This window comes from Lysobacter sp. M2-1 (assembly GCF_022662495.1).
Taxonomy (GTDB): domain Bacteria; phylum Pseudomonadota; class Gammaproteobacteria; order Xanthomonadales; family Xanthomonadaceae; genus JAKPBU01.
Map to the genome: position 1 here is coordinate 47,687 of NZ_JAKPBU010000002.1, position 24,767 is coordinate 72,453.

The 24,767-nt window shown below is 67.4% G+C and carries 23 protein-coding genes and 1 pseudogene; 14 read left to right on the forward strand and 10 right to left on the reverse strand.

The window, feature by feature from the left end; all coding sequences use genetic code 11:
* Positions 1-39: 39 nt before the first annotated feature.
* The 4 genes and pseudogenes from MC375_RS09130 (at position 40) to MC375_RS09145 (ending at position 4,325) form a co-directional block, all read left to right on the forward strand.
* Positions 40-1,479, forward strand: a complete 1,440-nt coding sequence (locus MC375_RS09130; protein WP_277929419.1) for a bifunctional 2-methylcitrate dehydratase/aconitate hydratase — start codon at positions 40-42, stop codon at positions 1,477-1,479.
* Positions 1,480-1,634: 155 nt separating this feature from the next.
* Positions 1,635-2,747 carry an OmpA family protein gene (locus MC375_RS09135; RefSeq protein WP_242103044.1) on the forward strand — a complete coding sequence of 371 codons (1,113 nt, stop codon included), beginning with the start codon at positions 1,635-1,637 and terminating at the stop codon, positions 2,745-2,747.
* Between the two features lie 158 nt (positions 2,748-2,905).
* Positions 2,906-3,427, forward strand: a pseudogene (locus MC375_RS09140) (hypothetical protein); the annotation flags it as partial.
* A gap of 169 nt (positions 3,428-3,596) precedes the next feature.
* A complete protein-coding gene (locus tag MC375_RS09145; RefSeq protein WP_242103046.1) occupies positions 3,597-4,325 on the forward strand; it encodes a pseudouridine synthase in 729 nt (242 codons plus the stop codon).
* Positions 4,326-4,344: 19 nt separating this feature from the next.
* On the opposite strand, the gene kbl is transcribed toward MC375_RS09145, so the two are convergent.
* On the reverse strand, positions 4,345-5,541 hold the full coding sequence (gene kbl, locus MC375_RS09150; RefSeq protein WP_242103047.1) for a glycine C-acetyltransferase: 1,197 nt from the start codon (positions 5,539-5,541) through the stop codon (positions 4,345-4,347).
* Positions 5,542-5,700: 159 nt separating this feature from the next.
* On the opposite strand from kbl, the gene MC375_RS09155 reads away from it, so the two are divergent.
* Entirely contained in the window at positions 5,701-6,378 is a 678-nt protein-coding gene (locus tag MC375_RS09155) for a hypothetical protein (RefSeq protein ID WP_242103048.1), read from the forward strand.
* Between the two features lie 28 nt (positions 6,379-6,406).
* Here the strand turns inward: MC375_RS09155 and tdh are convergent, their stop codons facing one another.
* Positions 6,407-7,429 carry an L-threonine 3-dehydrogenase gene (tdh, locus tag MC375_RS09160; protein ID WP_242103183.1) on the reverse strand — a complete coding sequence of 341 codons (1,023 nt, stop codon included), beginning with the start codon at positions 7,427-7,429 and terminating at the stop codon, positions 6,407-6,409.
* A gap of 142 nt (positions 7,430-7,571) precedes the next feature.
* Between tdh and MC375_RS09165 the strand changes: the two genes are divergently transcribed.
* Positions 7,572-9,746 carry a S46 family peptidase gene (locus MC375_RS09165; protein ID WP_242103185.1) on the forward strand — a complete coding sequence of 725 codons (2,175 nt, stop codon included), beginning with the start codon at positions 7,572-7,574 and terminating at the stop codon, positions 9,744-9,746.
* A gap of 76 nt (positions 9,747-9,822) precedes the next feature.
* Here the strand turns inward: MC375_RS09165 and MC375_RS09170 are convergent, their stop codons facing one another.
* The gene (locus MC375_RS09170; RefSeq protein ID WP_242103049.1) at positions 9,823-10,221 is read right to left on the reverse strand and encodes a DUF3224 domain-containing protein; all 399 of its coding nucleotides are present in this window, start codon (positions 10,219-10,221) and stop codon (positions 9,823-9,825) included.
* A gap of 181 nt (positions 10,222-10,402) precedes the next feature.
* On the opposite strand from MC375_RS09170, the gene MC375_RS09175 reads away from it, so the two are divergent.
* From MC375_RS09175 to MC375_RS09200, 6 genes are all read left to right on the forward strand, one after another.
* Complete coding sequence (locus MC375_RS09175) at positions 10,403-11,047, forward strand: histidine phosphatase family protein (protein WP_242103050.1); 645 nt, start codon at positions 10,403-10,405, stop codon at positions 11,045-11,047.
* Between the two features lie 73 nt (positions 11,048-11,120).
* A complete protein-coding gene (locus MC375_RS09180) occupies positions 11,121-12,464 on the forward strand; it encodes a folylpolyglutamate synthase/dihydrofolate synthase family protein (RefSeq protein WP_242103051.1) in 1,344 nt (447 codons plus the stop codon).
* 88 nt (positions 12,465-12,552) lie between these two features.
* On the forward strand, positions 12,553-13,521 hold the full coding sequence (locus MC375_RS09185; protein ID WP_242103052.1) for an SPOR domain-containing protein: 969 nt from the start codon (positions 12,553-12,555) through the stop codon (positions 13,519-13,521).
* A gap of 21 nt (positions 13,522-13,542) precedes the next feature.
* On the forward strand, positions 13,543-15,015 hold the full coding sequence (gene purF, locus MC375_RS09190) for an amidophosphoribosyltransferase (RefSeq protein WP_242103053.1): 1,473 nt from the start codon (positions 13,543-13,545) through the stop codon (positions 15,013-15,015).
* Between the two features lie 87 nt (positions 15,016-15,102).
* The gene (locus MC375_RS09195) at positions 15,103-15,900 is read left to right on the forward strand and encodes a ferritin-like domain-containing protein (protein WP_242103186.1); all 798 of its coding nucleotides are present in this window, start codon (positions 15,103-15,105) and stop codon (positions 15,898-15,900) included.
* Positions 15,901-15,952: 52 nt separating this feature from the next.
* Complete coding sequence (locus MC375_RS09200) at positions 15,953-16,426, forward strand: hypothetical protein (RefSeq protein WP_242103054.1); 474 nt, start codon at positions 15,953-15,955, stop codon at positions 16,424-16,426.
* 205 nt (positions 16,427-16,631) lie between these two features.
* Here the strand turns inward: MC375_RS09200 and lpxH are convergent, their stop codons facing one another.
* Positions 16,632-17,363 (reverse strand): UDP-2,3-diacylglucosamine diphosphatase, encoded by a 732-nt coding sequence (lpxH, locus tag MC375_RS09205; RefSeq protein WP_242103055.1) that lies wholly within the window; start codon positions 17,361-17,363, stop codon positions 16,632-16,634.
* Between the two features lie 154 nt (positions 17,364-17,517).
* Between lpxH and gltX the strand changes: the two genes are divergently transcribed.
* Positions 17,518-18,915, forward strand: coding sequence for a glutamate--tRNA ligase (gene gltX / locus MC375_RS09210; RefSeq protein WP_242103056.1), 1,398 nt, complete (start codon positions 17,518-17,520; stop codon positions 18,913-18,915).
* A 31-nt stretch (positions 18,916-18,946) separates the two neighbouring features.
* Complete coding sequence (locus tag MC375_RS09215; RefSeq protein WP_242103057.1) at positions 18,947-19,438, forward strand: transcriptional repressor; 492 nt, start codon at positions 18,947-18,949, stop codon at positions 19,436-19,438.
* A gap of 9 nt (positions 19,439-19,447) precedes the next feature.
* Here the strand turns inward: MC375_RS09215 and MC375_RS09220 are convergent, their stop codons facing one another.
* The 6 genes from MC375_RS09220 to MC375_RS09245 all read right to left on the reverse strand — a co-directional run bounded on the left by MC375_RS09220 (position 19,448) and on the right by MC375_RS09245 (position 24,731).
* A complete protein-coding gene (locus MC375_RS09220; RefSeq protein WP_242103058.1) occupies positions 19,448-19,813 on the reverse strand; it encodes a cupin domain-containing protein in 366 nt (121 codons plus the stop codon).
* A complete protein-coding gene (locus MC375_RS09225; RefSeq protein WP_242103059.1) occupies positions 19,810-21,051 on the reverse strand; it encodes an MFS transporter in 1,242 nt (413 codons plus the stop codon). The genes MC375_RS09220 and MC375_RS09225 overlap by 4 nt, the downstream gene beginning before the upstream one ends.
* 19 nt (positions 21,052-21,070) lie before the next feature.
* Positions 21,071-21,511 carry a PaaI family thioesterase gene (locus tag MC375_RS09230; RefSeq protein ID WP_242103060.1) on the reverse strand — a complete coding sequence of 147 codons (441 nt, stop codon included), beginning with the start codon at positions 21,509-21,511 and terminating at the stop codon, positions 21,071-21,073.
* Positions 21,508-21,900 carry a MarR family winged helix-turn-helix transcriptional regulator gene (locus MC375_RS09235; protein ID WP_242103061.1) on the reverse strand — a complete coding sequence of 131 codons (393 nt, stop codon included), beginning with the start codon at positions 21,898-21,900 and terminating at the stop codon, positions 21,508-21,510. Before MC375_RS09235 ends, MC375_RS09230 begins: the two co-directional genes overlap by 4 nt.
* A gap of 123 nt (positions 21,901-22,023) precedes the next feature.
* Positions 22,024-22,539 carry a DUF2938 domain-containing protein gene (locus MC375_RS09240; RefSeq protein ID WP_242103062.1) on the reverse strand — a complete coding sequence of 172 codons (516 nt, stop codon included), beginning with the start codon at positions 22,537-22,539 and terminating at the stop codon, positions 22,024-22,026.
* Entirely contained in the window at positions 22,539-24,731 is a 2,193-nt protein-coding gene (locus MC375_RS09245) for a TonB-dependent receptor (protein ID WP_242103063.1), read from the reverse strand. Before MC375_RS09245 ends, MC375_RS09240 begins: the two co-directional genes overlap by 1 nt.
* Positions 24,732-24,767: the final 36 nt, after the last annotated feature.

Consider the following 24,767-nt stretch of genomic DNA (forward strand, 5'->3'; position numbering starts at 1 on the left):
ATCTGTCAAAATTGCCGGCTTCGACCGATCGAGCCAGCCATGGGCCACCACGACATCCGCAGCGCCACCCGTCCCGACCCCGACCAACCCATGGTCGACATCGCCAATTACGTCATCGACACCCGGATCGAGTCCGAAGAGGCTTTCGACACCGCCCGCTACATGCTGCTGGACTCGCTGGCCTGCGCGATGCTGGCGATGAAGTTTCCGGATTGCGTCAAACACCTCGGGCCGCTGGTGCCGGGGGGTGAGATCGCCGGCGGCGCACGCGTGCCCGGTACCTCGTTCGAACTCGACCCGGCGCAGGCTGCGTTCAATATCGGCACGCTGGTGCGCTGGCTCGATTTCAACGACACCTGGCTGGCGGCGGAATGGGGGCACCCTTCCGACAACCTGGGCACGATCCTGGCCGTCGCCGACTGGCAGGCGCGCAAGCAGGGCAAGCCGGTCAGCGTGCGCGACGTGCTGGGCTGGGCAATCAAGGCGCACGAGATCCAGGGCGTCTACGCGCTGCAGAACTCGTTCAACCGGGTCGGCCTGGACCACGTGATCCTGGTGCGCCTGGCGTCCACGGCGGTCGCAACGGCGATGCTCGGCGGCGGCAAGGACGAGGTGATCACCGCGGTCTCGCACAGCTGGATCGACAACGGCGTACTGCGCACCTACCGCCATGCCCCCAACACCGGGCCACGCAAGAGCTGGGCGGCCGGGGATGCCTGCCGCCGGGCCGTAATCCACGCCCTCAATGCAGTGGAGAAGAAGGTGGTCGGGTATCCCAGCGCACTCAGCGCCAGGACCTGGGGGTTCTACGACGTGGCCTTCAAGGGCAGGGAATTCGCTTTCGAACGGCCTTTCGGCAGCTATGTGATGGAGAACGTGCTGTTCAAGATCAGCTTCCCGGCCGAGTTCCATGCCCAGACCGCGGTCGAATGCGCCATGCAGCTGCACCCGCAGGTCAGGGACCGGATTGGCGAGATCGAGAAGATCGTGATCGAAACCCAGGAAGCGGGCGTCCGCATCATCGACAAGACCGGCCCGCTCGCGAACTACGCCGACCGCGACCACTGCATCCAGTACATGGTGGCGGTGCCGCTGATCTTCGGACGTCTGACCGCCGACGACTACACCGACGCCGTCGCAGCCGACCCCCGCATCGACGCGCTGCGCGCACGGATGGAGGTGGTCGAGAACCCGCGCTTCACCCAGGACTATTTCGATCCGGACAAGCGCTACATCGGCAACGCCGTGGAGGTCCATTTCAAGGACGGAACCTCGACCGGCAAGGTCTCGATCGACTTCCCGATAGGCCACCGCAAGCGCCGCGCCGAGGGTATCCCGGTGCTGATGGCCAAGTTCGAGGCGGCCCTGCGCGGCCACCTCGGGGGATCCCCGGTAGACACGCTGATCGGCTTGGTTCAGGATCCTCAGGCCTTCGATGCCATGGGGATAGACGATCTGCTATCCCTGTGCGAGGGCTGATCTGTCATGCTGCTGGTTCAGGGGGAACTGTTATGCTAGTGTTAACACGGGCTTCACATCCCTCAACCTAACCTGCGCCGGATGGCGTGTGGGTGGGGCCGTCCAAGTTTAACCACGCTTTACCGTTTTAATTACCCTGATCTAAGGAGCTGAAAATGAACAAGAAACTCCTCTGTGCTGCGCTGCTCGGCGGGCTGGGCGTCGCACAGGTTGCGTCGGCGCAGGAGTTCGACGATCGCTGGTACATCACCGGTTCGGCCGGTATCAACATCCAGGACAGCGAACGCGACACCAAGAATCCGCCCTTCGGCGCCATCGGCTTCGGCAAGTTCTTCAATCCGAACTGGTCGTTCGATGTTGAACTCAACTACCAGAACGCCAAGCGCGAATCGAACGAAGACCTGAACTGGAGCCAGTACGGCATCTCGTTCGACACCCGTTACCACTTCGTCACCGAAGGCCGCAGCTGGAATCCGTACCTGCTGGCCGGCCTCGGCTACCAGCGTGAAGAGATGGAGGGCGACAACTTCCCGAATCCGGATTCTCCGTGGGAAGAGAAGGAAGGCGCCCCCGCGCTGAAGCTCGGTGTCGGCGTGCAGGGCGACGTGGGTCGCGTCGGTATCCGTACCGAACTGGCCTATCGTGCAGTCGGCCTGAATGACACCCGCGTCCAGCTCGAGCTCGACGATCCGCCGCCGGAGATGAACGATGGCGAAGACTGGTACGGCGACGTGCTGGCCTCGGTCGGCATCATCATCCCGCTGGGTCCGGAACCGGAAGCTCCGGTCGCCCCGGCCCCGGTCGCTCCGAACTGCGCCGACAGCGACAGCGACGGCGACGGCGTGAACGACTGCGACGACAAGTGCCCCGGTTCGCAGGCTGGCCAGACCATCGGTCCGGACGGCTGCCCGGTTCCGGTCTCGATCGACCTGAAGGGCGTGAACTTCGACTTCGACAAGTCGACCCTGCGTCCGGATGCGATCGCGATCCTCAACGAGGCGATCGAGATCCTGAAGCGCTACCCGGATCTGCGCGTCGAAGTGGCTGGCCACACCGACGAGTGCGGTACGGACGAGTACAACCAGGGTCTGTCGGAGCGTCGCGCACGCGCCGTGTACGACTACCTGACCAGCAACGGCGTCGATGCTGGCCGTCTGACCGGTCCGAACGGCTACGGCGAGAGCCGTCCGCTGGAAGCCCTGGGTGACGAGTTCCCGGGCTGCAAGAGCGAGACCAACCGCCGCACCGAGCTGAACGTCCAGAACTAACGGACGCGAGGTTCAAGCAAGACACGAAGCCCGGCCTAGCGCCGGGCTTCGTTTTTCCGCCATGCATCGTCTCTATGAAGCTGAAGCGCGAGGGCGCCGCAACTTGTCGAGCCCTTTCGCGATGCCTACACTCGCCGCAACCACGACAGGATCTGCGCATGAACCGTTCGACCCTCGCCTTGTTGTTGCTCGCCGCGGCCGGCGGGGTCCAGGCGCAATCGATGAATTGCGCGACGGTGCCCAAGACCATGCCGCTACGGGCGTCGGTACTGGCGCCGGTTGCGTCGGAACTGGTATCGCCCTCCGAGCAGCTCGGGATCGCAGGTGGGGTCCTGGCGCGCGCCTACGACGAATCGCAGTCGGTCGACCAGGTGTTGCTGCGGATGCGGATCGAAAGCTGCAAGAACGTGGCGGCGGTAATGCCTGCCCCGAGCGTGGTGGATCCGCTCGACCCGGCGGCGTACAAGCCCAAGACCGAGTTCGACAATACGCCGTGGCGGTTCAACATGACCCAGAACGGCAAGAGCATGACCGCCGACGAATTCAGTGCATGGATGAAGTCGCGTGGCGTGCGTGTGGCGCGCGGCGGCGGTGCGGCCGCGGCGCCCGCAGCTCTCCCTCCAGGCACCGCGCCGGGAGCGACTCAGCCGCCGGCACCGGTGCCGGATGCGAATGCAGTGCCTGCCAACAGCCCGCCCGGCACCTTGCCGGCGCCGCCGCCCGCGACGCCTGCGCCGACCACGCCTCCGACCACGCCCTGATTCGGCGATGGTCGCTCTTGGATAGCCAGCGGCCCGGGAAACCGGGCCGTGGCGCTTCTGCGCCTGTTCATCGTTCGTCCTCTAGCTGATGGGCGCGCCTTCGGTCCCACGGCATGGGCTCGCGCGGGTGTTGTCCAAGCGGGGTCTGTGTTCGCGTACCGAGGCCGCGCGCTGGATCGAGCAGGGACGCGTGTCGGTGGAGGGCCGTATCGTGCGCGATCCGGATACGCCGGTCGCCTTGTCGCAACAGCACATTGCAGTCGACGGCCGGCCGCTCGTCGCGGTCGAGCGCTGCTACGTGATGCTCAACAAGCCCAGGGGGCTGGTGGCGACGGTGAGCGACGAACGCGGCCGCGACACGATTTACCGATGCCTCGACGGTGCAGGTCTGCCCTGGGTCGCTCCGGTCGGTCGCCTGGACAAGGCCAGCGAGGGTCTGCTGCTGCTGAGCAACGATCCGCAATGGGCGGCGGGTATCACCGATCCGCAATACGGGCCGGGCAAGACCTACCACGTGCAGGTCGACACAATTCCGGACGCGTCCCTGCTGGCGCGGCTGGTCAATGGCATCGAAGTGGAAGGCGAGTGGCTGCGTGCCACGTCGGCGACCCTGCTGCGCACCGGCGGGAAGAACTCGTGGCTGGAACTGGTGCTGCACGAAGGCCGCAACCGCCAGATCCGCAGGTTGCTCGCCGAATTCGATATCGGCGTACTGCGGCTGGTGCGGGTCGCCATCGGCGCGTTGTCGTTGGGTACCTTGCCCAAGGGGCAATGGCGCGTGCTGACGGCGGACGAAGTCGAGACGTTCCGCCGCTAGGCGCGGAGCGCGCCGACGTTCAGATCACGCTGAGTTCGCGGCCGATCCTGGTAAACGCGGCGACCGCACGATCCAGGTGCTCACGGGTATGCGCGGCGCTGATCTGGGTGCGAATCCGCGCCTGGCCCTGCGGCACCACCGGGAAGAAGAAGCCGATCGCGTAAATGCCTTCTTCCAGCAGCCGGGAAGCGAACTTCTGCGCCAGCGGCGCGTCGTAGAGCATCACCGGACTGATCGGGTGCGTGCCGGGCTTGATGTCGAAGCCCGCCGATCCCATCCGCTCCCGGAAGTAGGCCGTGTTTTGCGCCAACTGGTCGCGCAGGTCGCCGGCGGAGTCGAGCATCTCGAAGGCCTTGATGCCCGCGGCCACGACGTGCGGTGGCAGCGAGTTGGAGAACAGGTAAGGCCGCGAGCGCTGGCGCAGCAGTTCGATCACCTCACTCGATGCCGTGGTGAAGCCGCCCAGCGCGCCACCCATGGCCTTGCCAAGAGTGCCGGTAATGATGTCGATCCGGTCGAGCACGCCCTTCACTTCGGCCGAGCCGCGCCCGGTCGGGCCAAGGAAGCCAGTGGCGTGGCATTCGTCGATATGGACCAGCGCGTTGTACCTGCGGGCCAGGGCGGTGATTTCATCCAGCGGGGCGATGAAGCCGTCCATCGAAAACACGCCATCGGTGGAGATCAGCTTGGTGCGGGCGCCGGCGTCGTCGGCGGCCTGGAGCTGACGCTCCAGGTCGGCCATGTCGCAGTTGGCGTAACGGAAACGCTTGGCCTTGCACAGGCGCACGCCGTCGATGATCGAAGCGTGGTTCAGCGCATCGCTGATGACGGCGTCGTTCTCGTCGAGCAGGGGTTCGAACAGGCCGCCGTTGGCGTCGAAGCACGCCGCGTAAAGAATGGTGTCCTGCTTGCCGAAGAATCCGGCGATCGTGCTTTCCAGTTGCTTGTGCAGATCCTGGGTGCCGCAGATGAAGCGCACCGAGGCCATGCCGAAGCCGTGCGTGTCCAGCGCGTCCTTCGCCGCCGCGATGATGTCGGGGTGGTCGGCCAGCCCCAGATAGTTGTTGGCGCAGAAGTTCAGCACCGTGCGTCCATCGGCCAGCGTGATCTCGGCCGACTGCGGGCTGGTGATGATGCGCTCGGCCTTGAACAGCCCTGCGCTGCGGATCTGGTCGAGGGTGTCGGCGTAGCGTTGGGTTAGGGAAGCGGTCGGCATGGCGGTCGGCAGGTGGTGGTATGACGCTGCGAGTGTAGCTGCGGCCGCATCGGACCGTTGCGCAAGCCTGTAGGAGCGGCTCCAACCTCGGGCAGGCGAAAAAGCTCGCGACTCACGTCGCTCCTACGCGTGGTTGGCACTTGCCCTAACATCGCCCCCATGGGTCCCGAGAGCTCGCCCCGCACCGGCTTTCCGCTGTGGCCGCTGGCGCTGCTGTGCGCGCTGCTGCCTTTCGTCGCGGCGCACCTGGGTTGGTGGATCTCGAGCGCGCAGGGGCTGGTTCCGGCCTGCAATCCTTACCTGGATGGCTGCGTTTCGATCAGCCGCGCCTCGCGCCATGGTCTGGGCAATTTGTTGTTCCGCATGCTGATGCTGCCGGCGGCGACGCTGCAGGCGCTGTGCTGGCTTACCGCCGCCCTCTGGATGCGGCGCCTCGGCGCGAACGGGTTGGCGCCGGCATGGCTGGGGGGCGTGGCCGCGCTCGCACTGGTGCTGTACGCGACCTTCCTTGGCAGTGAAGGCCGCACTTACGAGCTGCTGCGGCGCTATGGCGTCTACCTGTGGTTCGGAGGGACGTACCTGGCGCTGCTCACGGTGCTGCGCGGGATGGCATCGCGGCGTCCGGCGCATGCCTACGTGCCGCTGCTGGTGGTGGCCTGGGGCTGCCTGGTGTTCGGGCTTGCCAGCGTGGTGGTGCGCTACGTCGTGTCCGCCGATGCGTTGCGCGATCGCCTGGAGAACCTGCTGGAATGGCATGTCGCGCTCTGGCTCACGGCCATCTTCGCCGTGCTTGCCTGGAGCTGGTGGAAGGAACAGTTGCGATGGCGAATCGAATAGGCAACCGCCATGGCCGCTCTCACCACCTTCAATTCCAGCTGAGCACGACCTTGCCCGACTTGCCCGATTCCATCAGGTCGAATCCCTTCTGGAAATCGTCGATCGGCAGCTGGTGGCTGAGCACCTTGCCCAGCGGGAACCCGGAGAGCACCAGCTGGGTCATCTTGTACCAGGTCTCGTACATGCGCCGGCCGTAGATGCCATGGATGGTCAGGCCCTTGAAGATGATCCGGTCCCAGTCCACGCCGGCCCCCTTGGGCAGCAGGCCGAGCAGGGCGATCTTGCCGCCGTGGTACATGCAATCGAGCATGTCGTTGAACGCGTGCGGGTTGCCGCTCATTTCCAGGCCCACGTCGAAGCCTTCCATGTGCAGGTCGCTCATCACGTCCTTGAGCGATGTGTTCGACACATTGACCACGCGCGTCGCGCCCATGTCAGCGGCCAGCTTGAGCCGGTAGTCGTTGACGTCGGTGACCACCACGTTGCGCGCACCGATGTACTTGCAGATGCCGGCGGCCATGACCCCAATCGGGCCGGCGCCGGTGATCAGCACGTCTTCGCCGACCACGTCGAATTCCAGCGCGCAGTGCGCGGCGTTGCCATAGGGGTCGAAGAACGCGGCCAGCTCGCTCGGAATCTGATCGGGGATCGGCCACAGATTGCTGGCCGGCATCACGATGTATTCGGCGAACGCGCCGTTGCGGTTCACGCCGATGCCCACGGTGTTCGGACACAGATGCTGCTTGCCCGCGCGACAATTGCGGCAGTGGCCGCAGACGATATGCCCCTCGGCCGAGACGCGTTGCCCCAGTACATAACCGCCCACGCCCGGGCCGATCTCCACGATCCGGCCGACGAACTCGTGTCCGATCACCAGGCCGGGCTTGATCGTGCGCTGGCTCCACTCGTCCCACAGATAGATGTGCAGGTCGGTGCCGCAGATCGCGGTTTTCTCGAGCTTGATGAGCACTTCATTGGGTCCCGGCGACGGGACCGGCACCTGCTCCAGCCAGATGCCCTTGGCCGCTTCGCGCTTGACCAGCGCCTTCATCATCTGAGCGGACATGCGCCCTCTGCGAGTGCTCGGAACGGGGGCGGATTATACGGCGCGGCCGCATCCGCAGCTGGCAGGACCCGGCCAGTCGCTAGAATCCGACGATCTTCAAGGGGAAACAAAGACCATGCGCATCAGCATGTTGGCGGCCGCGATGGCGGCTGGAGCAGTGTCCGCGGGAATCGGAGCGGGCCAGGCGCGCGCGGACGAGGGCATGTGGATGCCCGCGCAGCTGCCGGACATCGCCGCACAGCTGAAGGAAGCCGGATTCAAGGGCGATCCGGAGGATCTGGCCGACCTGACCCGGGCACCGATGAATGCCGTGGTCAAGGTGGGCGGTGCGACGGGCGCCTTCGTCTCGAAGGACGGACTGGTACTGACCAACCACCACGTCGCCTTCGGCGTGATCCAGTACAACTCGGGCAAGTCGGTCGATGGCCAGACGCGCGACCTGATCGGCGACGGCTACATCGCCGCGAGCCGCGCTGAAGAGTTGCCGGCGAATCCGGACTATCGCGTGCTGGTCACCACCGGCTTCGACCGGGTCACCGGCCGCATCCTGGCCGACGCGCGCGGCAAGACCGGGCGCACCTACTACGACGCCGTCGACGCGGCGACCAAGGCCGCGGTCGCCGAGTGCGAGGCCGACGCCGGGCATCGCTGCAGCGTGGCCAGCATGTACTACGGCACCGACTACTACCTGATCAAGCAGCTGGAACTGAAGGACGTGCGCCTCGTCTATGCGCCGCCCGAGGCCATCGGCAACTACGGCGACGAAATCGACAATTTCATGTGGCCGCGGCATAGCGGCGACTTCACCCTGCTGCGCGCCTACGTGGGCAAGGACGGTAAGCCTGCGGCCTATGCGCCCGACAACGTGCCCTATGCGCCTCCGGCGCATCTGCAGGTCTCCACCGACCCGGTGGGCGTGGGCGATTTCGCCATGCTCGCTGGCTATCCGGGCATTACCTACCGCCACCGCATGGCCTCGGAGTTCAAGGACCAGGTGGAATGGCAGCTGCCATCGCGGGTCGAAATCTACGGCGCGATGATCAAGACCATAGAAACCGCAACTTCCGGCAACAAGGACACGACCACGCTCTACGCCGCGCAGCTCGCCAGCCTCAAGAACAGCCTCAAGCGCGCCCAGGGCGAGCTCGACGGCCTGCGTCGCAGCGATGCGGTGCCGACGCGCGGTGAGGACGAGGCCGCGATGCTGGTCTGGCTTGCCGGGCAGCGTGATGCCAGGGACACGCGTGCCGACATTGCTGCCGCGCAGGCCGTACTGGACTCCGCTCGTGCGGAGCGCGAACGCGAGCAGCTGTTTGGCCTGATGCGCACGCAGACGCAGCTGCTCAAGAGCGCATTGCAGTTGCAGCGCCTGGCCGCCGAACGAGGCAAGCCCGACGCGCAGCGCGAGACCGGCTACCAGCAGCGCGACGAGGCGCTGATCGACGGCCAGCTCAAACAGGTGCAGCGCCGCTACGACGCGACCGTGGAAAAGGCGCTGCTGGCCGAACTGCTGCGCCGCTATCGCGCGCTGCCGGCGGACCAGCGCATCGCCGAGGTCGACGCGCTCTTCGGCCAGGACGAAGTCCAAGCCAAAGCCGCGCTGGACACCTTGTACGCGGGCACCAAACTCGGCACGGAGGACCAGCGCCTGCGCTGGATGTCGGCCGACGCCCAGGCGCTTGGGAACAGCGACGACCCGCTGCTCCAGGCGGCGGCAAAGCTGATGCCCGCGGTGCTGCGTGGAGAAGACACCGACAAGCAGCGCCAGGGCGAGCTGATGCGTCTGCGCCCGGCCTATATGCGCGCGCTCATCGCCTACCGGAAGTCCCAGGGCCGCGCGGTCTATCCCGATGCCAACTCCACCTTGCGGGTGAGCTATGGCAAGGTCAGTCCCATGTCGCCGCGCGATGGCGTGGACTACGTGCCGGTGACCACGGTGCAGGGCATCCTCGAAAAGCACACCGGCCAGGCCCCGTTCGATGCACCGCAGGCGCTGCGCGATGCAATCGTCAAGGGCGATTTCGGCAGCACCTCCGACCCGCGGCTCAAGACCCAGACCGTCGATTTCCTCACCAATCTCGACACCACCGGCGGCAATTCCGGTTCGCCCGTGCTCGACGCCAACGGCAAGCTCATCGGCCTGAATTTCGACAGCAACTGGGAGGCCGTCAGCGCCAGCTGGATGTACGACCCACGCTACAAGCGTGCGATCCACGTGGATGTGCGCTATCTGCGCTGGTTGCTGGCCAAGGTGTATCCGGCGCCGCACCTGCTAAAGGAAATGAACCTGCCTGCCGATTAGCGGTTGCGGGACTGTCCTTGCGCTGACCGACCTTCGCGAAGCGAATTGAAGTTCGCCCGCCGGCAATGCGACAGCCTCACTCCGGCCGCACTTCGTAGTCGAAGGTGTAGAAGTGCTGCCCGTCGACGATCTCGATCTGCATGCTGCCGCTCAGGCCCTGCAGCCCGTCGGTGCCGGAGTCGGGGACCACGGTCAGCGACAGCGACGGCTTGCCACGCTCCATCACGCCGCTGTGCTGGGCGAAGAACACGCCCTTTCGACCGTCGAGCGTGCCGCTGACGCGTTCGATGGCGACATATGCGGCCGAGCCCTCGACCGCGGTGCCGACGGCCAGCATGTGGACCACGCTGGCGGCCTGCAACGGCCCTTCGAATGTCTTGTCGAAGCGGAAGTGGCCCGCTTCCGCACCGCCGCCCAGGTCGACGGCGCCCTGCGGCGTGCGCTTCACTTCGAACCTGCCTTTTGCCTGTGGCATGGGGAACGCTCCGCGGGATGGGTGGGCATCGTCGCGCAAAGCGCCGGGGGCCGCCAGCAGCCGGGGCGGCGTCGTGTCCTCCAGGCGTATGCCGAACCGCTGACTGCCAGCCGCAACCGGCAGTCAGCCACCCCAGCGAGCGCTCTGATAACCTGCCGCGCCCGGTCCACTGCGTCGATCCATGAGAATCCTGCTTGCCCGCCACGGCGAAACGCCCTGGAATGCCGAAGGCCGCTACCAGGGGCAGGAGGACATCCCGCTGTCGCCCGTGGGCGAAACGCAGGCGGCCGCCCTGGGCGCGCGCCTGCGGGACGTGGCGATCGACCGCGCCGTCTCCTCGCCGCTGTCGCGTTCGTTCCACACCGCCCAGCTCGCGCTGGGGCCGGAGCGCGCAGCGATGCTGACCACCGACGAGGGGTTGAAGGAAATCGCGCACGGCACCTGGGAAGGCCTGCTCTCCAGCGAGATCCGCGAGCGCGATCCCGAGCGCCTGCAGGCCTGGCGCGACGCGCCCCACGAAGTCCTCATGCCCGAGGGCGAGTCCCTGCAACACGTTTTCGAACGCGCCTGGCCGGCGCTCGCGCGTGCGGCACGTGGCCTGGGCGATGGCGACACCCTGCTGGTCGTCGCCCACGATGCGGTCAATCGTGTGCTGCTCTGCCACGTGCTCGGGATTCCGTTCGCCAAGTTGTGGACCTTCCGCCAGGCGCCGACCACGCTCAACCTGCTGGAAGGCCCGGACCTCGAACATCTCGACGTGGTCCGCCTCAACGACTGCGCGCACCACACGCCGCTGTTTGGCGAGGCCGTGCACCGGGCGCTGTGAACGGCGGACTTTGGCGCTGCAGCCTGCGGGAACCTGGCTTGGTTCGCCGTGAAATCCGCCGCTTCGATCGAGCATGACACGTACCCTCGCCGACTGGCTGGACTACATCGAGGCCCAGCACCCCAAGTCCATCGACATGGGCCTGGACCGGGTGCGCGAAGTCGCCCGGCGCATGCAGCTGGCCAAGCCGGCGCGTCACGTGATCACCGTCGCCGGCACCAACGGCAAGGGCTCGACGGTCGCCTTCGTCGAATCCATCGCGCTCGCGGCCGGCTGGAAGGTCGGCGCGTATACATCGCCGCATCTGCTGCGCTACAACGAGCGCGTACGGATCGGCGGCGTCGAAGCCGCAGATGCGGATCTGGTGGCCGCATTCGAAGCCGTGGAAGCGGCGCGGCTGGGGCGGCCGCCCGGCGCTCCGGACCGGATGTCGGGCGAGACGACAGGTGCTGCTCCCGCAGAGCAGGATCGCCCCGTGTCGCTCACCTATTTCGAATACGGCACGCTCGCCGCGCTATGGCTGTTCGGCCATAGCGGGCTTGACCTGGCGATCCTGGAAGTCGGTCTGGGCGGGCGCCTGGACGCGACCAACCTCATCGATCCGGACGTGGCCGTGGTCACCACGGTGGACCTGGATCACCAGGACTGGCTCGGCGCCGGGCGCGAGGCGATCGGCTTGGAGAAGGCCGGCATCGCCCGCGCCTGGAAGCCTCTCGTGCTCGGCGAGGACGATCCGCCGGCCAGCGTGCTGCGGCATGCCTATGCCATCGGCGCCCCGGCGATCCGGGCCGGCTGCGACTTCTTCGTCGATCCGCCCGCCGAAGGTGTCGGTACATGGCGCTGGCGGGAGCTTGGTTTCGAACTCGAGCTGCCGATGCCGCCCCTGGCGGCGCCGGTGCAACTGCGCAATGCGGCCACCGCGATCGCCGCGCTGCGTTCTCTTGATGAGGACATCCCCGACGAGGCCTTCATGCGTGGCGTGGCGCAGGTGCATATCAATGCGCGCCTGCAGCGGTTCGCTCTGGATGGGATCGAGGTTCTCGTCGACGTCGGCCACAATCCGCAAGCCGCGCGCGAGCTGGCGGCCGCACTGCTCGCCAGGCCCTGCATCGGGCGCACCATCGCGGTGTACGCGGCGCTTGCGGACAAGGACCATGCGGCGGTGGTGGCGGGGCTGGCGGCGCAGGTGGATGCCTGGCTGCTGGCCAGCTCGCTGGCGGCCGGTGCGCGTGGTCTGGGCGCGGATGAACTCGCGTCGCGTCTTGCGGGGACCCCGGCGGCCTCCGCGGAGCGGTACGTCGATGTCGCGACGGCCCTGCACGCCGCACGCGCCCAGGCCCGTGCCGGCGACCGCATCCTGGTGTTCGGCTCCTTCCATGCGGCGGCCGAGGCGTTGCAGGCGCTGAACCGGACCTAGGTTCGCACCCGGCCCGCAGTCGGGGCACGACAGGCCACGCGTATAATTCCGCACGCCTTCAGATCGCCCCACGACCGAGCGAGTGCCGATGGATACTCCGACGAAACAGCGCCTGGTCGGCGCTGCCGTGCTGATCGCGCTGGCCGTGATCTTCCTGCCGATGCTGGTGAAGGGCCCGGCGCCCGACAGCGGCGTTTCCGACGTGCCGCTGGACATCCCCAACCAGCCGCCGAGCGGAATGGAAACCCGCGACCTGCCGCTGGTGAGCCCGCAGGCGGGGGACGAGGGCGCGCTCGCAACACCCGCACCGCCGGCGGGGGAAAGGCTGCCCACCGTCGACACGGCCGACGCCGGCGCCGAGCCGATGCAGCCACCCAGCGTGGTGGGCGGCGATTACGCCGTGCATTTCGGCTCCTACGCCACTCGCGCCGATGCCGGCACCGTCGTCGGTCACCTGCGCGGCTCGCAGCTGCCGGGCTACAGCGAGCAGACCACGCTCAATGGTCGCAGCGCCTGGCGCGTGCGCATCGGGCCCTATGCCACCCGCGCCGACGCCGAAGCCGCGCGCCTGCGCGCCGCGCACGTGCGCGATGACGTGGGCGCCCGCGTGGTGGTGCTGGATGCCGATGCGGGCACAGCCGCCACAACCGCACCCGCCGCCAGTACCTCGCAACCGGTCGCCAAGCCGGCCGCAGCGGCGGTGACCACCGAGCCCCTGCCAGCGGAAACGCCAGCGCCGAAACCTGCGACCGCGCCGGTGGCGACGGCGCCGACAGAAACTCCCAGGCCGGCAGCGCCTGCGTCCGCGCCCGCCGCTTCCGGTACCGGGTTCGCAGTGCAGGTCGGCGCCTTCGGCAACGCCACCGAAGCCGGGAAGCTGCGCGATCGCCTGCGCGCTGCCGGTTTCACCGCCTTCACCGAAACGGTCAACAGCGACAAGGGTGCGCTCACCCGCGTGCGCGTGGGCCCGGTGCTCAGCCGTGCCGAAGCCGACCAGCTGCGCGCGCAGCTGAGCGCGAAAGCCGGCGTCAGCGGCATCGTGCGCCCACATCCCTGAGCGCGAGGAGCAAACACACACATGTGCGGCATCGTCGGCATCGTCGGCACCTCGGACGTCGCAGCCCAGCTGTACGACGGGCTGACCGTGCTGCAGCACCGCGGCCAGGATGCCGCCGGCATCGCCACCGTCAACGGCACCCAGCTGCGCGTGCACAAGGGCAACGGCCTGGTGCGCGACGTGTTCGACGCCAAGGCCATGACCCTGCTCGAAGGCAAGGTCGGCGTCGGCCACTGTCGCTACCCGACCGCGGGCAGCGAGGGCAGCGACGAGGCGCAGCCGTTCTACGTGAATTCGCCTTACGGGATCGCGCTGGCGCACAACGGCAACCTGATCAACACCGATGCGCTGCGGCGCGAGGTGTTCGAACAGGACCGCCGCAACGTCAACACCCAGTCCGATTCGGAAGTGCTGCTCAACGTGTTCGCGCACGAGCTGGACATGCAGAAGGCGCTCACGCCCGAAAGCGCGTTCCGCGCGGTGGAAGGCGTCAACCGCCGTGCCCGCGGCGGCTATGCGGTGGTGGCCACGGTGTTGGGGCTGGGCCTGGTCGCCTTCCGCGATCCGCACGGGATCCGTCCGCTGGTGCTCGGTCGCCGGTTGGGGGATGCGGGCCCCGAGTATGCGATCGCTTCGGAATCGGTGGCGCTGGACATCCTCGGTTTCGAGCGCGTGCGCGACGTGCGCCCGGGCGAGGCGATCGTGGTCACCGCGCGCGGCGAGCTGCACGAGCGGCAGTGCGCCGAACCGCAGCAGCACGCGCCGTGCATCTTCGAGTACGTCTATTTCGCGCGCCCGGACTCGATGATAGAGGAGATCTCGGTGCACAAGGCGCGCATGCGCATGGGCGTGACCCTGGGCGAGAAGATCCTGCGCGAGCGGCCCGATCACGACATCGACGTGGTGATCCCGATTCCGGATACCTCGCGCGACTCGGCGCTGGAAATCGCCAACGTACTCGGCGTGAAGTACCGCGAGGGCTTCATCAAGAACCGGTACGTGGGCCGCACCTTCATCATGCCGGGGCAGGGCGAGCGCGCGAAATCGGTCAAGCGCAAGCTCAATCCGATCCCGCTGGAGTTCCGCAACCGCGTGGTGCTGCTCGTCGACGATTCGATCGTGCGCGGCACCACCTCGAGCCAGATCGTGCAGATGGCGCGCGACGCCGGTGCGCGCAAGGTCTACCTGGCCAGCGCCGCGCCGCCGGTGCGTTACCCCAACATCTACGGCATCGACATGCCCACGCCCGAGGAACTGATCGCGCACGGTCGCAGCGAGGACGAGATCGAACGGATGATCGGCTGCGACTGGCTGGTCTATCAGGATCTGGCCGACCTGGAAGCCGCAGTCGCGGGGCCGAAGTTTCCGGGCCGCGTGTTCGATTCGTCCTGCTTCAGTGGCGAGTACGTGACCGGCGTGGAGCCAGGCTATTTCGAGGGGCTCAAGCGCTTGCGTTCGGACGATGCGAAGCGCCAGCGCCGGCTGGCGCTTTGACACCCTGCGTGTAGGAGCGACGTGAGTCGCGAGCATCTGACCGGAACGCGCGAACAGCTCGCGACTCACGTCGCTCCTGCGACACGGCTGTTCGCCACGGCCAGGACCTGCCTGGATGCCGCGACCTGCGAAGCCAAGGTCGCGTCGACCTTCGCCGCCGCGCAGGCGTTCCAGCGCGGTGAGCTGGACATCGACGACAACGGTGCCGCGCCCGAACCCATCCACATGCCCGGACGCCCGCCCAAACCGACACTGGTGCATCCGCGCGATCTCCCCAGACGCGGCTTCGGAACGCAAGCCGGGCGCGCGGTGTTCGTCCACTCCATTGCCCATATCGAGTTCAATGCGATCGACCTGGCCTGGGATGCGGTCTACCGCTTCCGTGGCCTGCCCGAAAGGTTCTATGCGGACTGGGTAGGCGTTGCCAACGACGAGGCCCGGCATTTCGTGATGCTGCGCGATCGGCTGCGCCAGCTTGGGCACGACTACGGCGACTTCGACGCGCACAACGGTCTGTGGGAAATGGCGGAAAAGACGGCGCATTCCGGGCTGGCGCGGATGGCGCTGGTGCCGCGGGTGCTGGAGGCGCGCGGACTGGACGTGACACCCGGCATGATCGTCAAGCTGCGCGCCCTCGGCGACGATGCGACCGCAGACATCCTGGAGGTGATCCTGCGAGAGGAAGTCGCGCACGTCGCCGCCGGCTCGCGCTGGTTCCGCTGGTTCTGCGAGCGCGAAGGCTTGGAACCGCATGCCGAGTTCCGGCGCCTGCTGCGCGAGCACGCCGGCGGAGCCCTGCACGGCCCGTTCAACCTGGAGGCACGCCTGGCGGCCGGGTTCGACGAGGACGAGCTGCGCAGCCTGCAGGCCGTCAGTTCCTCTTAACGTGTCCCCGCGCAGGCTTGGTGGGCCGATGCCGATTCCAGGAGAGTCCGACATGTCACGTACCGCTGCGGTTGTCTCGTTCGCGTGCGCGCTCGCGCTGGTATGCATCGCCGGCTGCACGGCGCCGGACCCCCAGCCGACTCCCGAATCGCCAGCAGCGCCCACGCCGCCGACGCCAGCGACCGATACACCGCCCCCGCAGGGCAAGCGCGGCCCGGGGCAGGAAGGCGAACCGGTGCTCGCCTATCGGGTCGTAGGCACCGAGCCGTTCTGGGGCATACGCGTGGACGGCGACACCCTGCACTTCACCACGATGGAAGACCAGGTCGGCAAGCATCTGACCGGGCAGCACACGCTGCAGGCCGATGGCATCCGCTACGAAGGGACGGACGCTGGTACCGCGTTCGAACTGGATATCCGTCGTGGCGAATGCAGCGACGGCATGTCCGACACGCAATACGCGTTCACCGCGGCCTTCCGCTACGGGAATACGGATTACAAGGGTTGCGCAGAAGCGGCGAAGTAGGGCTGGCGCCTGCTCGCTCCGGCGTCGGGGGTAGTACGAGGGAGCGCATTTCCTCCGCGGCGCGGCGAAAGCGGTCGGCTACAGCGCTTCGACCTTCAGGCCGCCGCGGTCTACCCGCAAGACGGAGCCGCGCCGCGATCTCCCACCACTCGCGATCCCATTACAGCGCGCCGCAGCGCGTCGGCAGAACTGGTTACGCTTTTTTTTAGAGCATGTCCAGACGGATGCCGTCGGGGGCGACGCGCAGGACGGAGCCCTGGTCATACCAATCCCCAAGCACGACACGCTGGCATGCACGGCCCTCGACATCGAGCTCATGGATCGCCGGCCGATGGGTATGTCCATGGATGAGTCGACCGATGCCGTAACGCCGGAACGTATCGGCCACCGTGGCCGGCGACACGTCGGTGATCGTTTCCATCGTGCCCTGGTCCTTCAGCCCTGACTGGTGCGCCGCGCTTGCCGCGCGCGCCTGTTGCGCAAAGGCGATCCGCGCGGGCAGCGGCTGCGACAGGAATTGCGCCTGCCAGCGTGGATCGCGCGTCTGCACGCGGAACTGCTGGTAGGCGGTGTCGTCCGTGCACAGCAGGTCGCCGTGCATCAGCAGGGTCGGAGTTCCGTACAGCATGGCGACCGCCGGATCCGGCAGGATCGCCATGCCCGCGCGCCGCGCGTAATCCTCGCCGAGCAGGAAGTCGCGGTTGCCGCGGATGAAGGCCACGGGCACGCCCGCGCCCGCCAGCGCCTTGAGTTTCGATGCGACGAAGGCGCCGGTTTCGGAAGGATCGTCGTCGCCGACCCAGGCTTCGAACAGATCGCCCAGGATGTACAGCGCATCGGCGCCGCGCGCTTCGCCCTCGATGAATTCCCCGAACAGGCGGGTGATCTCGGGGCGTTCGGGGTCCAGATGCAGGTCGGAAATGAACAGCGTGGTCATGCCGCCATTGTAGTGGTGGGTCACTGTGGGAGCGGCCTTGGCCGCGAATGCTCTTTTCAGAAAGCGCGCCACGGATGAGGCAAGGCGCGGCCAATCGCGGCCAAGGCCGCTCCTGCAGGGCGTAAAATCGCGCGGTTCCGTTCCAGGCCTGCCCATGACCACGCGCACCCGCTTCGCCCCGAGCCCGACCGGTTACCTGCATATCGGCGGTGCGCGCACCGCGCTGTACTGCTGGCTGCAGGCGCGCCGCCATGGGGGGCAGTTCATCCTGCGGGTGGAGGACACCGACCGCGAACGCAGCACCCAGGCGGCGATCGACGCCATCCTCGAAGCGATGGACTGGCTCGGGCTGGACTACGACGAAGGCCCGATCTACCAGACCGATCGGCTGGATCGCTACCGCGAAGTCGCCGAGCAGATGGTGCGCGCCGGCACCGCCTACTACGCTTACGAAACCAGGGAAGAGCTCGAGGCGATGCGCGAGGCGGCCATGGCCGCGAACGAAAAGCCGCGCTACAGCGGCGCCGCCCGCGATGCCAACCTGGAGTATCGCGACGATCCCAACCGCGTCATTCGCTTCAGGAATCCGCTAGAAGGAGCGGTGGCCTGGGACGACAAGGTCAAGGGCCGCATCGAGATCGCCAATGCCGAACTCGACGACCTGGTGATCTTCCGTTCCGATGGCTACCCCACCTACAACTTCGCGGTGGTGGTCGACGATATCGACATGCGCATCAGCGATGTGGTGCGCGGCGACGATCACGTCAACAACACGCCGCGCCAGATCAACATCTATCGCGCGCTGGGCGCCGATGTGCCAGCGTTCGCGCACCTGCCGATGATCCTGGACGAACACGGCGCCAAGCTGTCCAAGCGCACCGGCGCCGCAGATGTGATGCAGTACCGCGATGCCGGCTATCTGCCTCACGCGCTGCTCAACTACTTGGTGCGTCTGGGCTGGTCGCACGGCGATCAGGAGATCTTCTCGATCGCCGAAATGACGTCGCTGTTCGACCTGAAGGACGTCAACGCCAAGGCATCGCGCCTGGACCCGGCCAAGCTCGGCTGGCTCAACCAGCAGTATCTGAAGTCCGACGATCCGGAGCAGGTCGGCAGGCACCTCGAGTGGCATCTGCGGCAGGCGGGTTACGACCTGTCGGCAGGGCCCGCACCGGCGGATATCGTCATCGCGCTGCGCGACCGCGTGCAGACGCTCAAGGACATGGCCGAGCGCGCCGCGGTGTGGTTCGGTCCGCTGCACGATTACGACGCCGCCGCCGTCGCCAAGCACCTCACCGCCGCTGCCGGCATGCCGCTGGCCGAGGCCCGCGAGCGCCTGTCGAAACTCACGACGTGGAGTGCGGAAACCGTTTCGCACGCCCTGCATGCCAGCGCGGAGGCGCTCGGCCTCGGCATGGGCAAGGTGGCGCAGCCGCTGCGCGTGGCGATCACCGGCACCCAGGTCAGCCCCGACATCGCGCACACCGTCTACCTCGCCGGCCAGGCAGAGGCGCTCAAACGCATCGACGCGGCGATCGCGCGCATCGCTTGAGTCGCCTGCATTTCGGCACCATCATCCAGTCATGACCCATCCATGCACCTCGCCGGAACTGCACGTCCACGACGCCGCCGGCTTCGTGGCGGCGGTGGAGCGCGCCTGCAGCGATCGTGGGCTGCGCCTGACGGCGATCCGCGCGCGGGTGCTGGGCCTGATCGCCCAGGCCGGCCAGCCGATCAAGGCCTACGACCTGCTGGACAAGGTGCGCGACGGGGAAGGCGCCGGCGCGGCGGCACCGCCCACGGTTTACCGCGCGCTCGATTTCCTGCTGGCGAACGGCTTCATCCACAAGCTCGAATCGGTCAATTCATTCGTTGCCTGCCACCACCCCAATGCCGCGCAGCATTCGGCGCCGTTCCTGATTTGCGATGCCTGCCACAAGGCGGTGGAGCTGGAAGACGAACACGTCGTGACGACCTTGGACGCGCAGGCGCGCGCGCTCGGCTTCAGCCCGCAGACGCAGACCCTGGAAGTGCATGGGCTGTGCGCGGATTGCGCGCAGCTGCCGCCGCGCTGATCGACGCTGCTAGATCGTCCTGCGCGTCGCGGCCGTTGCCGGATCGCCGGTGTTGGGTGTGCCGGTCGGTTCGATCAGCAGCAAGTGCGCCTCCTCGTCCGCCACCGGGCGGTGCGCGGCGCCGCGCGGCACCACGAACAGCTGCCCAGGGCCGAGCCGGACGGTGCGATCTTCCAGTTCGATGCGGAGGTTGCCGTGCAGGACCAGGAACAGGTCGTCGGTGTCGTCGTGGCTGTGCCAGACGAACTCGCCCTTCACCTTCACCACCATGATGTCGTGGCCGTTGAACGTGGCGATCGTGCGCGGCTGCCAATGTTCGGAAAAGGTGGCGAGCTTGCGTCCGAGATCGATGGCTTCTTCCGGTGAGTCATTCATGCGGCCTCCGGGGCGGTTCGTGCAGGGAACAGTCGGGCCTCGCGGATCGGCAGATTGGCCAGCGCGGCCAGCAGGGCCAGGGCGATGTCGGCGTACCACATCCAGCTGTAATCGCCGAAGCGTTCCATCGCAAGACCGCCCAGCCATGCGCCGAAGAAGCCGCCGACCTGGTGCGAGAGCAGTGTCAGGCCGAAGAGCGTGCCCAGGTAACGCGCGCCGAACAGCTTGCCCACCAGGCCCGCGGTTGGCGGCACCGTCGCCAGCCAGGTCAGGCCCAGCCCTGCGGCGAACGCATAGAACACCAGTGGCGTCGGCGGCGAGGCCAGGTACAGGACGATCAGCAGTGCACGGCTGGCATACATCAGTGCCAGCAGCGACTTCATCCGGTAGCGCTGCCCGAGCCAGCCGATTCCCAGGCTGCCCGCCACGTTGAACAGGCCGATCAGCGCCAGCGAGATCGCCGAGACCCGGTCCGACAATCCGCACAGCGCGATCTCGCTGGGCAGGTGCGTGACCAGGAAGGCGATGTGGAAGCCACAGGTGAAGAACCCGATGTGCAGCATCCAGTAGCTGCGGTCGCGCAACGCGATGTGCAACTGCTGACGGAGGCCGATGTCTGCAGGTGCAGCGACCGCTGCGGTATTCGTGGTGCGATGCTTGCGGCCGCGCAGCGGCCACGCCAGCGGCAGCGTGGCCAGTGCGGACACCGCCAGGGCCCACATGCCGGCAGCCCAGCCGAATGCCGCGATCATGGCCTGGGCGAACGGGGCGAACACGAACTGGCCGAACGATCCGCCCGCGTTGATGATGCCGGCGGTCATCGAGCGCTTCTCGGCCGGGACGTGCTGCGCCGCGGCGCCAATCAGCACCGAGAAGCTGCCCGCTCCCGCGCCTGCCGCACCGAGCAGGCCGAGGGTGAACACCAGGCCCCAGGGCGAGATCAGCATCGGCGTCAGCGCCATGCCCAGTACCAGCAACAGGCCGCCGGCGACCAGCACACGGCCAGGCCCGGTCTTGTCCGCCCAGGCGCCGAACAACGGCTGGACGATGCCCCACACCAGCTGCGCCACCGCCAGCGCGAAGCTGATCTCGACGATGCCGAGCGCGGTGTCGCGCGCGATCGGCTGCACGAACAGCCCCAGCGACTGGCGCACGCCCATGGTCACCATCAGGGTCAGCGTGGCGGCTGCGATCAGCAGCCAGGCATGTCGGTTGGCGGAGGGTGCGGTGGCGGACATGGGCATCAGGGTCGCAGGATCATGCGGTGGGCAGGATCTGGCAGGTCGACTGGCACAGCGCCAGCACGCGATCGTCGGGATCGCGGACGTCCGCCGCCAGGTGCAGCTGGTTGCGGGTGCGCTCCACCAGCCAGGCCTTGCAGCGGATGTGCGGCATGCCCGCAACGACAGGGCGCAGGTATTGGGTATTCAACGACGCGGTCGCGCTCGGCGGCGCGATCAGATAGGAGAACGGCCCCAGCGTATTGTCCAGCGCGGCGACTATGAAACCGCCCTGCATATGTCCCATCGGGTTGCGGTAGCGCGCCAGCACCGGAAAACGCGCGCTGAGCGACACGCCTTCCACGTACTCCACGAATTCGCCCTGCATGTCGGTCAGGCAGGGCGGTGGAATCTGCAGCGATGCGCCTTTGGGCAGCAGGCCACGGAGCATTTCGTCGATGTCGGGGCGCAGGTTCATGCCTTGTGATCCAGCCGCCTGATGGCCTCGTCGAGCTGCGCGTGCAGGCGCAATGTGCGCTGGCTCCCGAGCAGGGTTTCGATTTCGTCCTGCGCATCGCGCCACAGCGGCATGGCCTGCTTGAGTGCGCGGACGCCGGCGGCAGCCACGCGCAGCGGCCGCTGGCGTGCGTCTTCGCCGGCGACCTGCTCGACCCAGCCGCGGGCGATGAGCGGCTTGAGATCGCGGCTGAGGGTGGTGCGGTCCATGCCCAGCTCGCGGGCGAGCTCGCTCACGGTGCGCATATTCCGGCCGATCCGCCGCAGGATCGAATACTGATTGACGTTGATGTCGGCAGCGGCGAGCCGGCGGTCGTAGCGCTGGCTCATCAGCCGGGTCAGTTTGCGCATGCGGAAACAGGTGCAGGGACTGGTCTGGGGCTTGAGCTGGTCCATAGGTGCATATACACGTATTTTCCGACGCACGTCAACGATGTCTGCCAGGCACGTGGCCGCCGGATCAGGCAGCAGGGACTAGGCTGCGGCCGATGGGAAGAGCAGAGCGAGGCCGGCGAACGCGAGATACAGGCCGATCCCGAAGACGGTATGGGTCAGCAGGCTCTGCAGGCGGGCCCGGGGCGGGTGCGGTGTACGCGCAGCCGCGACTCCCGCACCCATCGCCGGCTGCATCACGAACCACGGGAACACGATCGTCAGCCAGCCGGTCGCCAGGCAGGCGGTCAGCGTCGGCCGGCGTGCCCAGTCGGCGCCCATGACCGCCAGCAGCGCGGAGGCGAACACGATTCCGACCGCATAGTGGAAGATCCAGCCGATCGCGCGTTCGCCGCGGACCACGGGCGCCGCTGCGATGCGTTCGTGCGCGAACCTGCCGCTCCGCAGATGCCCGATCCAGCGCCCGGCCATCGACCAGTCGAGCGAAGCCCAGCCCAGCGCTCGCCGCAGCAGCAGCGCCCACAGGTCGACCACGACCGTGGCCCCGATCCCGGCGGCGATGCTGCGCGCGGCGAATTCCGCCAGCGCCGTCGCCATCAGAAGAACAGCCTGACCCCGGCGCTGATGTTGCGTCCCGGTAGCGGTGCGAGATCCTTCAGGAACGAGGTATGCGGACGCGCCTCTTCGTCCAGCAGGTTGCTGCCGTCGACGAACAACTCCCAGGCGTTGCCGCCGGGGGTGTCGAGATGCCAGGCAACGTTCGCGTTGACCAGCGTGTAGCCCGCGGTTTCGGATTCGAAGTCGGCCACATTGTCCTGGCGCGCATAGCGCACCGCGCCGGCACCCGCGCGCCAGTGCTCGCCTTCCCAACGCAACTCGCCGCCCACGCGCCAGGGTGCGATCCGCGGCAGGTTGCCCGACAGCGCGATCTCGGCCGTGTAGTCGTGGGTGTGATCATCGTGCGGCACCGAGAAGGCGACCTCGCGCGTGCCGTCGCCGGTCAGGCGTCCGCGCACCAGGTCGCCGAAGGCGCGCAGACTCCATCGGCCGGTGTCGTTGTCGAGGAAGGTCCACTGCAGCTCGGCTTCGGCGCCGGTAAAGCGCGCATCGCCCTGGTTCCAGACACGCGCCGGCGTGCCATCGTCCTCCACCCCGGTATCGGCCAGATAAACGAAGTCGGTGTAGTCCACCGCATAGACGGATGCGCCGATCTTGATCGGGCCGTGGTGCCAGTGCGCGCCGATCTCGGCGCGATTGGCGGTTTCCACATCCAGATCCGGATTGCCGAATTCGAAGCTCTGGGTGGCCACGTGCAGGCCGTTGGAATACAGCTCCTCGGCGGTGGGCGAGCGCTGCGCGCGGTCGAGGCCGAAGGACAGATGCAGGTCCTCGTCCAGGTTCCAACGCGCAGATGCGGACAAACTGGTGGCGCTGAAATCGCGCGATGGTCCGATCGCCTCATCCGCATCGACGTCGACGCTGTTGCGGTCGTGGCGTGCGCCCAGCTCGAGGTCCACTGGTCCGAAGCTGCGCCTGCCCATCCAGAACAGGCCGATATCGCGCGACTGCGAGGCAGGCACGAAGGCTTCGTCGCCGATGGCGCGGAAGTCGCGGTCCGACGCCTGCAGCCCGAATGCGCCGTCCCAGCCGGCCCAGCCGCGATGCGCCAGTTCCACCCGAGCTTCGGTGCTGTCGTTGTCGAATACGGTGCCGACTTGCTGGCCTTCGTATTCGGTATGGGTGTATTCGTTGCGCGCCAGCTTCACCCGCAGCGTATCGAACGCGCCCAGTCCGTTCAGGCCGCCGCGCAGTTCGCTGCGGCGCTGATCCATGAGGATGTGCACGGGGCCTTCTTCTTCGGCTCCGGCTTCGACCTCACCCTCCTCATGTTCCTCGTGTTCGTGCGCATGTCCGGGCACGCCGTAGCGGGTGTTGAACAGGCTGGCGCCGACGCCGAGGAAGCCGCGCTCGCCGACGTAGGAGACGCCAAGCGCACCGCTGTCGGTGCGCACGAAGCTGTTGGGCAGCACGCCATGGGCCTCTTCCTCTTCCTCGTGGCCCTCTTCCTCGCCTTCTTCCTGTTCGCTGGCGCGCATTGCCGCGCTCTCGGCGTAACCCGGGATGTCGTAGTCGCCGGTTTCGCGATGCAACGCGTCGGCGTGGAACACGAAATGTCCGGAGGCGCTGGTGCCGTCGACGCGCACCATGCCGGTCTTCTCGCTGTTGACGCTGCCGGCGCGCAGTTCGGCGCGGCCCTCGAACGGATCTTCGGTGGCTGCCTCGGGAATGCGACCGTCGACGACGTTGACCGCGCCGCCGATGGCGCCGCTGCCGTAGAGCAGGGTGGAGGGGCCTTTGAGCACCTCGATCTGGTTGGCCAGGAACGGCTCGATCGAGACGGCATGGTCCACGCTCACCGTGGACACGTCGCCGGAGGACAGGCCGTCGCTGAGCACCTGCACGCGCGCGCCGTCCATGCCGCGGATGATCGGACGCCCGACGCCCGGCCCGAAGTACGAGGACTGCACGCCCGGCAGGCGGTTCACGGTTTCGCCCAGTGAATTGGCCTTGGCCTCGTCCAGACGTGCGCCGGCCAGCACCTCGACCGGCCGCGCCAGGTCCTCGGCCGTCTGCGGCAGCGGTGTGGCCCGGACCACGACGGCGGACAGGTCCTTGACCTCGTCATGGCGGGCATCCTCCTGGGCCAGTGCCGGCGCGGTGGCCAGGGCCAGGAGGATGGCGGCGGACAGTGGGCCGGGGCGGGAGAGAACGCAGGGGCGTACGGGCATCAGGCTTGGTCTTGTTGGATGAGTGATGTTATATTA

Bases quoted from the DNA above. Each gene is read 5' to 3' on its own strand.
- MC375_RS09180 (WP_242103051.1), top strand. From the start codon at position 11,121: ATGACACGTACCCTCGCCGACTGGCTGGACTACATCGAGGCCCAGCAC.
- MC375_RS09135 (WP_242103044.1), top strand. From the start codon at position 1,635: ATGAACAAGAAACTCCTCTGTGCTGCGCTGCTCGGCGGGCTGGGCGTC.
- MC375_RS09145 (WP_242103046.1), top strand. From the start codon at position 3,597: ATGGGCGCGCCTTCGGTCCCACGGCATGGGCTCGCGCGGGTGTTGTCC.
- MC375_RS09230 (WP_242103060.1), bottom strand. From the start codon at position 21,511: ATGAACCTGCGCCCCGACATCGACGAAATGCTCCGTGGCCTGCTGCCC.
- MC375_RS09225 (WP_242103059.1), bottom strand. From the start codon at position 21,051: ATGTCCGCCACCGCACCCTCCGCCAACCGACATGCCTGGCTGCTGATC.
- MC375_RS09240 (WP_242103062.1), bottom strand. From the start codon at position 22,539: ATGGCGACGGCGCTGGCGGAATTCGCCGCGCGCAGCATCGCCGCCGGG.
- MC375_RS09170 (WP_242103049.1), bottom strand. From the start codon at position 10,221: ATGCCACAGGCAAAAGGCAGGTTCGAAGTGAAGCGCACGCCGCAGGGC.
- MC375_RS09200 (WP_242103054.1), top strand. From the start codon at position 15,953: ATGTCACGTACCGCTGCGGTTGTCTCGTTCGCGTGCGCGCTCGCGCTG.
- MC375_RS09245 (WP_242103063.1), bottom strand. From the start codon at position 24,731: ATGCCCGTACGCCCCTGCGTTCTCTCCCGCCCCGGCCCACTGTCCGCC.
- tdh (WP_242103183.1), bottom strand. From the start codon at position 7,429: ATGAAGGCGCTGGTCAAGCGCGAAGCGGCCAAGGGCATCTGGCTGGAG.
- MC375_RS09175 (WP_242103050.1), top strand. From the start codon at position 10,403: ATGAGAATCCTGCTTGCCCGCCACGGCGAAACGCCCTGGAATGCCGAA.
- gltX (WP_242103056.1), top strand. From the start codon at position 17,518: ATGACCACGCGCACCCGCTTCGCCCCGAGCCCGACCGGTTACCTGCAT.
- kbl (WP_242103047.1), bottom strand. From the start codon at position 5,541: ATGCCGACCGCTTCCCTAACCCAACGCTACGCCGACACCCTCGACCAG.
- lpxH (WP_242103055.1), bottom strand. From the start codon at position 17,363: ATGACCACGCTGTTCATTTCCGACCTGCATCTGGACCCCGAACGCCCC.
- MC375_RS09215 (WP_242103057.1), top strand. From the start codon at position 18,947: ATGACCCATCCATGCACCTCGCCGGAACTGCACGTCCACGACGCCGCC.
- MC375_RS09165 (WP_242103185.1), top strand. From the start codon at position 7,572: ATGTTGGCGGCCGCGATGGCGGCTGGAGCAGTGTCCGCGGGAATCGGA.
- MC375_RS09220 (WP_242103058.1), bottom strand. From the start codon at position 19,813: ATGAATGACTCACCGGAAGAAGCCATCGATCTCGGACGCAAGCTCGCC.
- purF (WP_242103053.1), top strand. From the start codon at position 13,543: ATGTGCGGCATCGTCGGCATCGTCGGCACCTCGGACGTCGCAGCCCAG.
- MC375_RS09235 (WP_242103061.1), bottom strand. From the start codon at position 21,900: ATGCGCAAACTGACCCGGCTGATGAGCCAGCGCTACGACCGCCGGCTC.
- MC375_RS09185 (WP_242103052.1), top strand. From the start codon at position 12,553: ATGGATACTCCGACGAAACAGCGCCTGGTCGGCGCTGCCGTGCTGATC.
- MC375_RS09130 (WP_277929419.1), top strand. From the start codon at position 40: ATGGGCCACCACGACATCCGCAGCGCCACCCGTCCCGACCCCGACCAA.
- MC375_RS09155 (WP_242103048.1), top strand. From the start codon at position 5,701: ATGGGTCCCGAGAGCTCGCCCCGCACCGGCTTTCCGCTGTGGCCGCTG.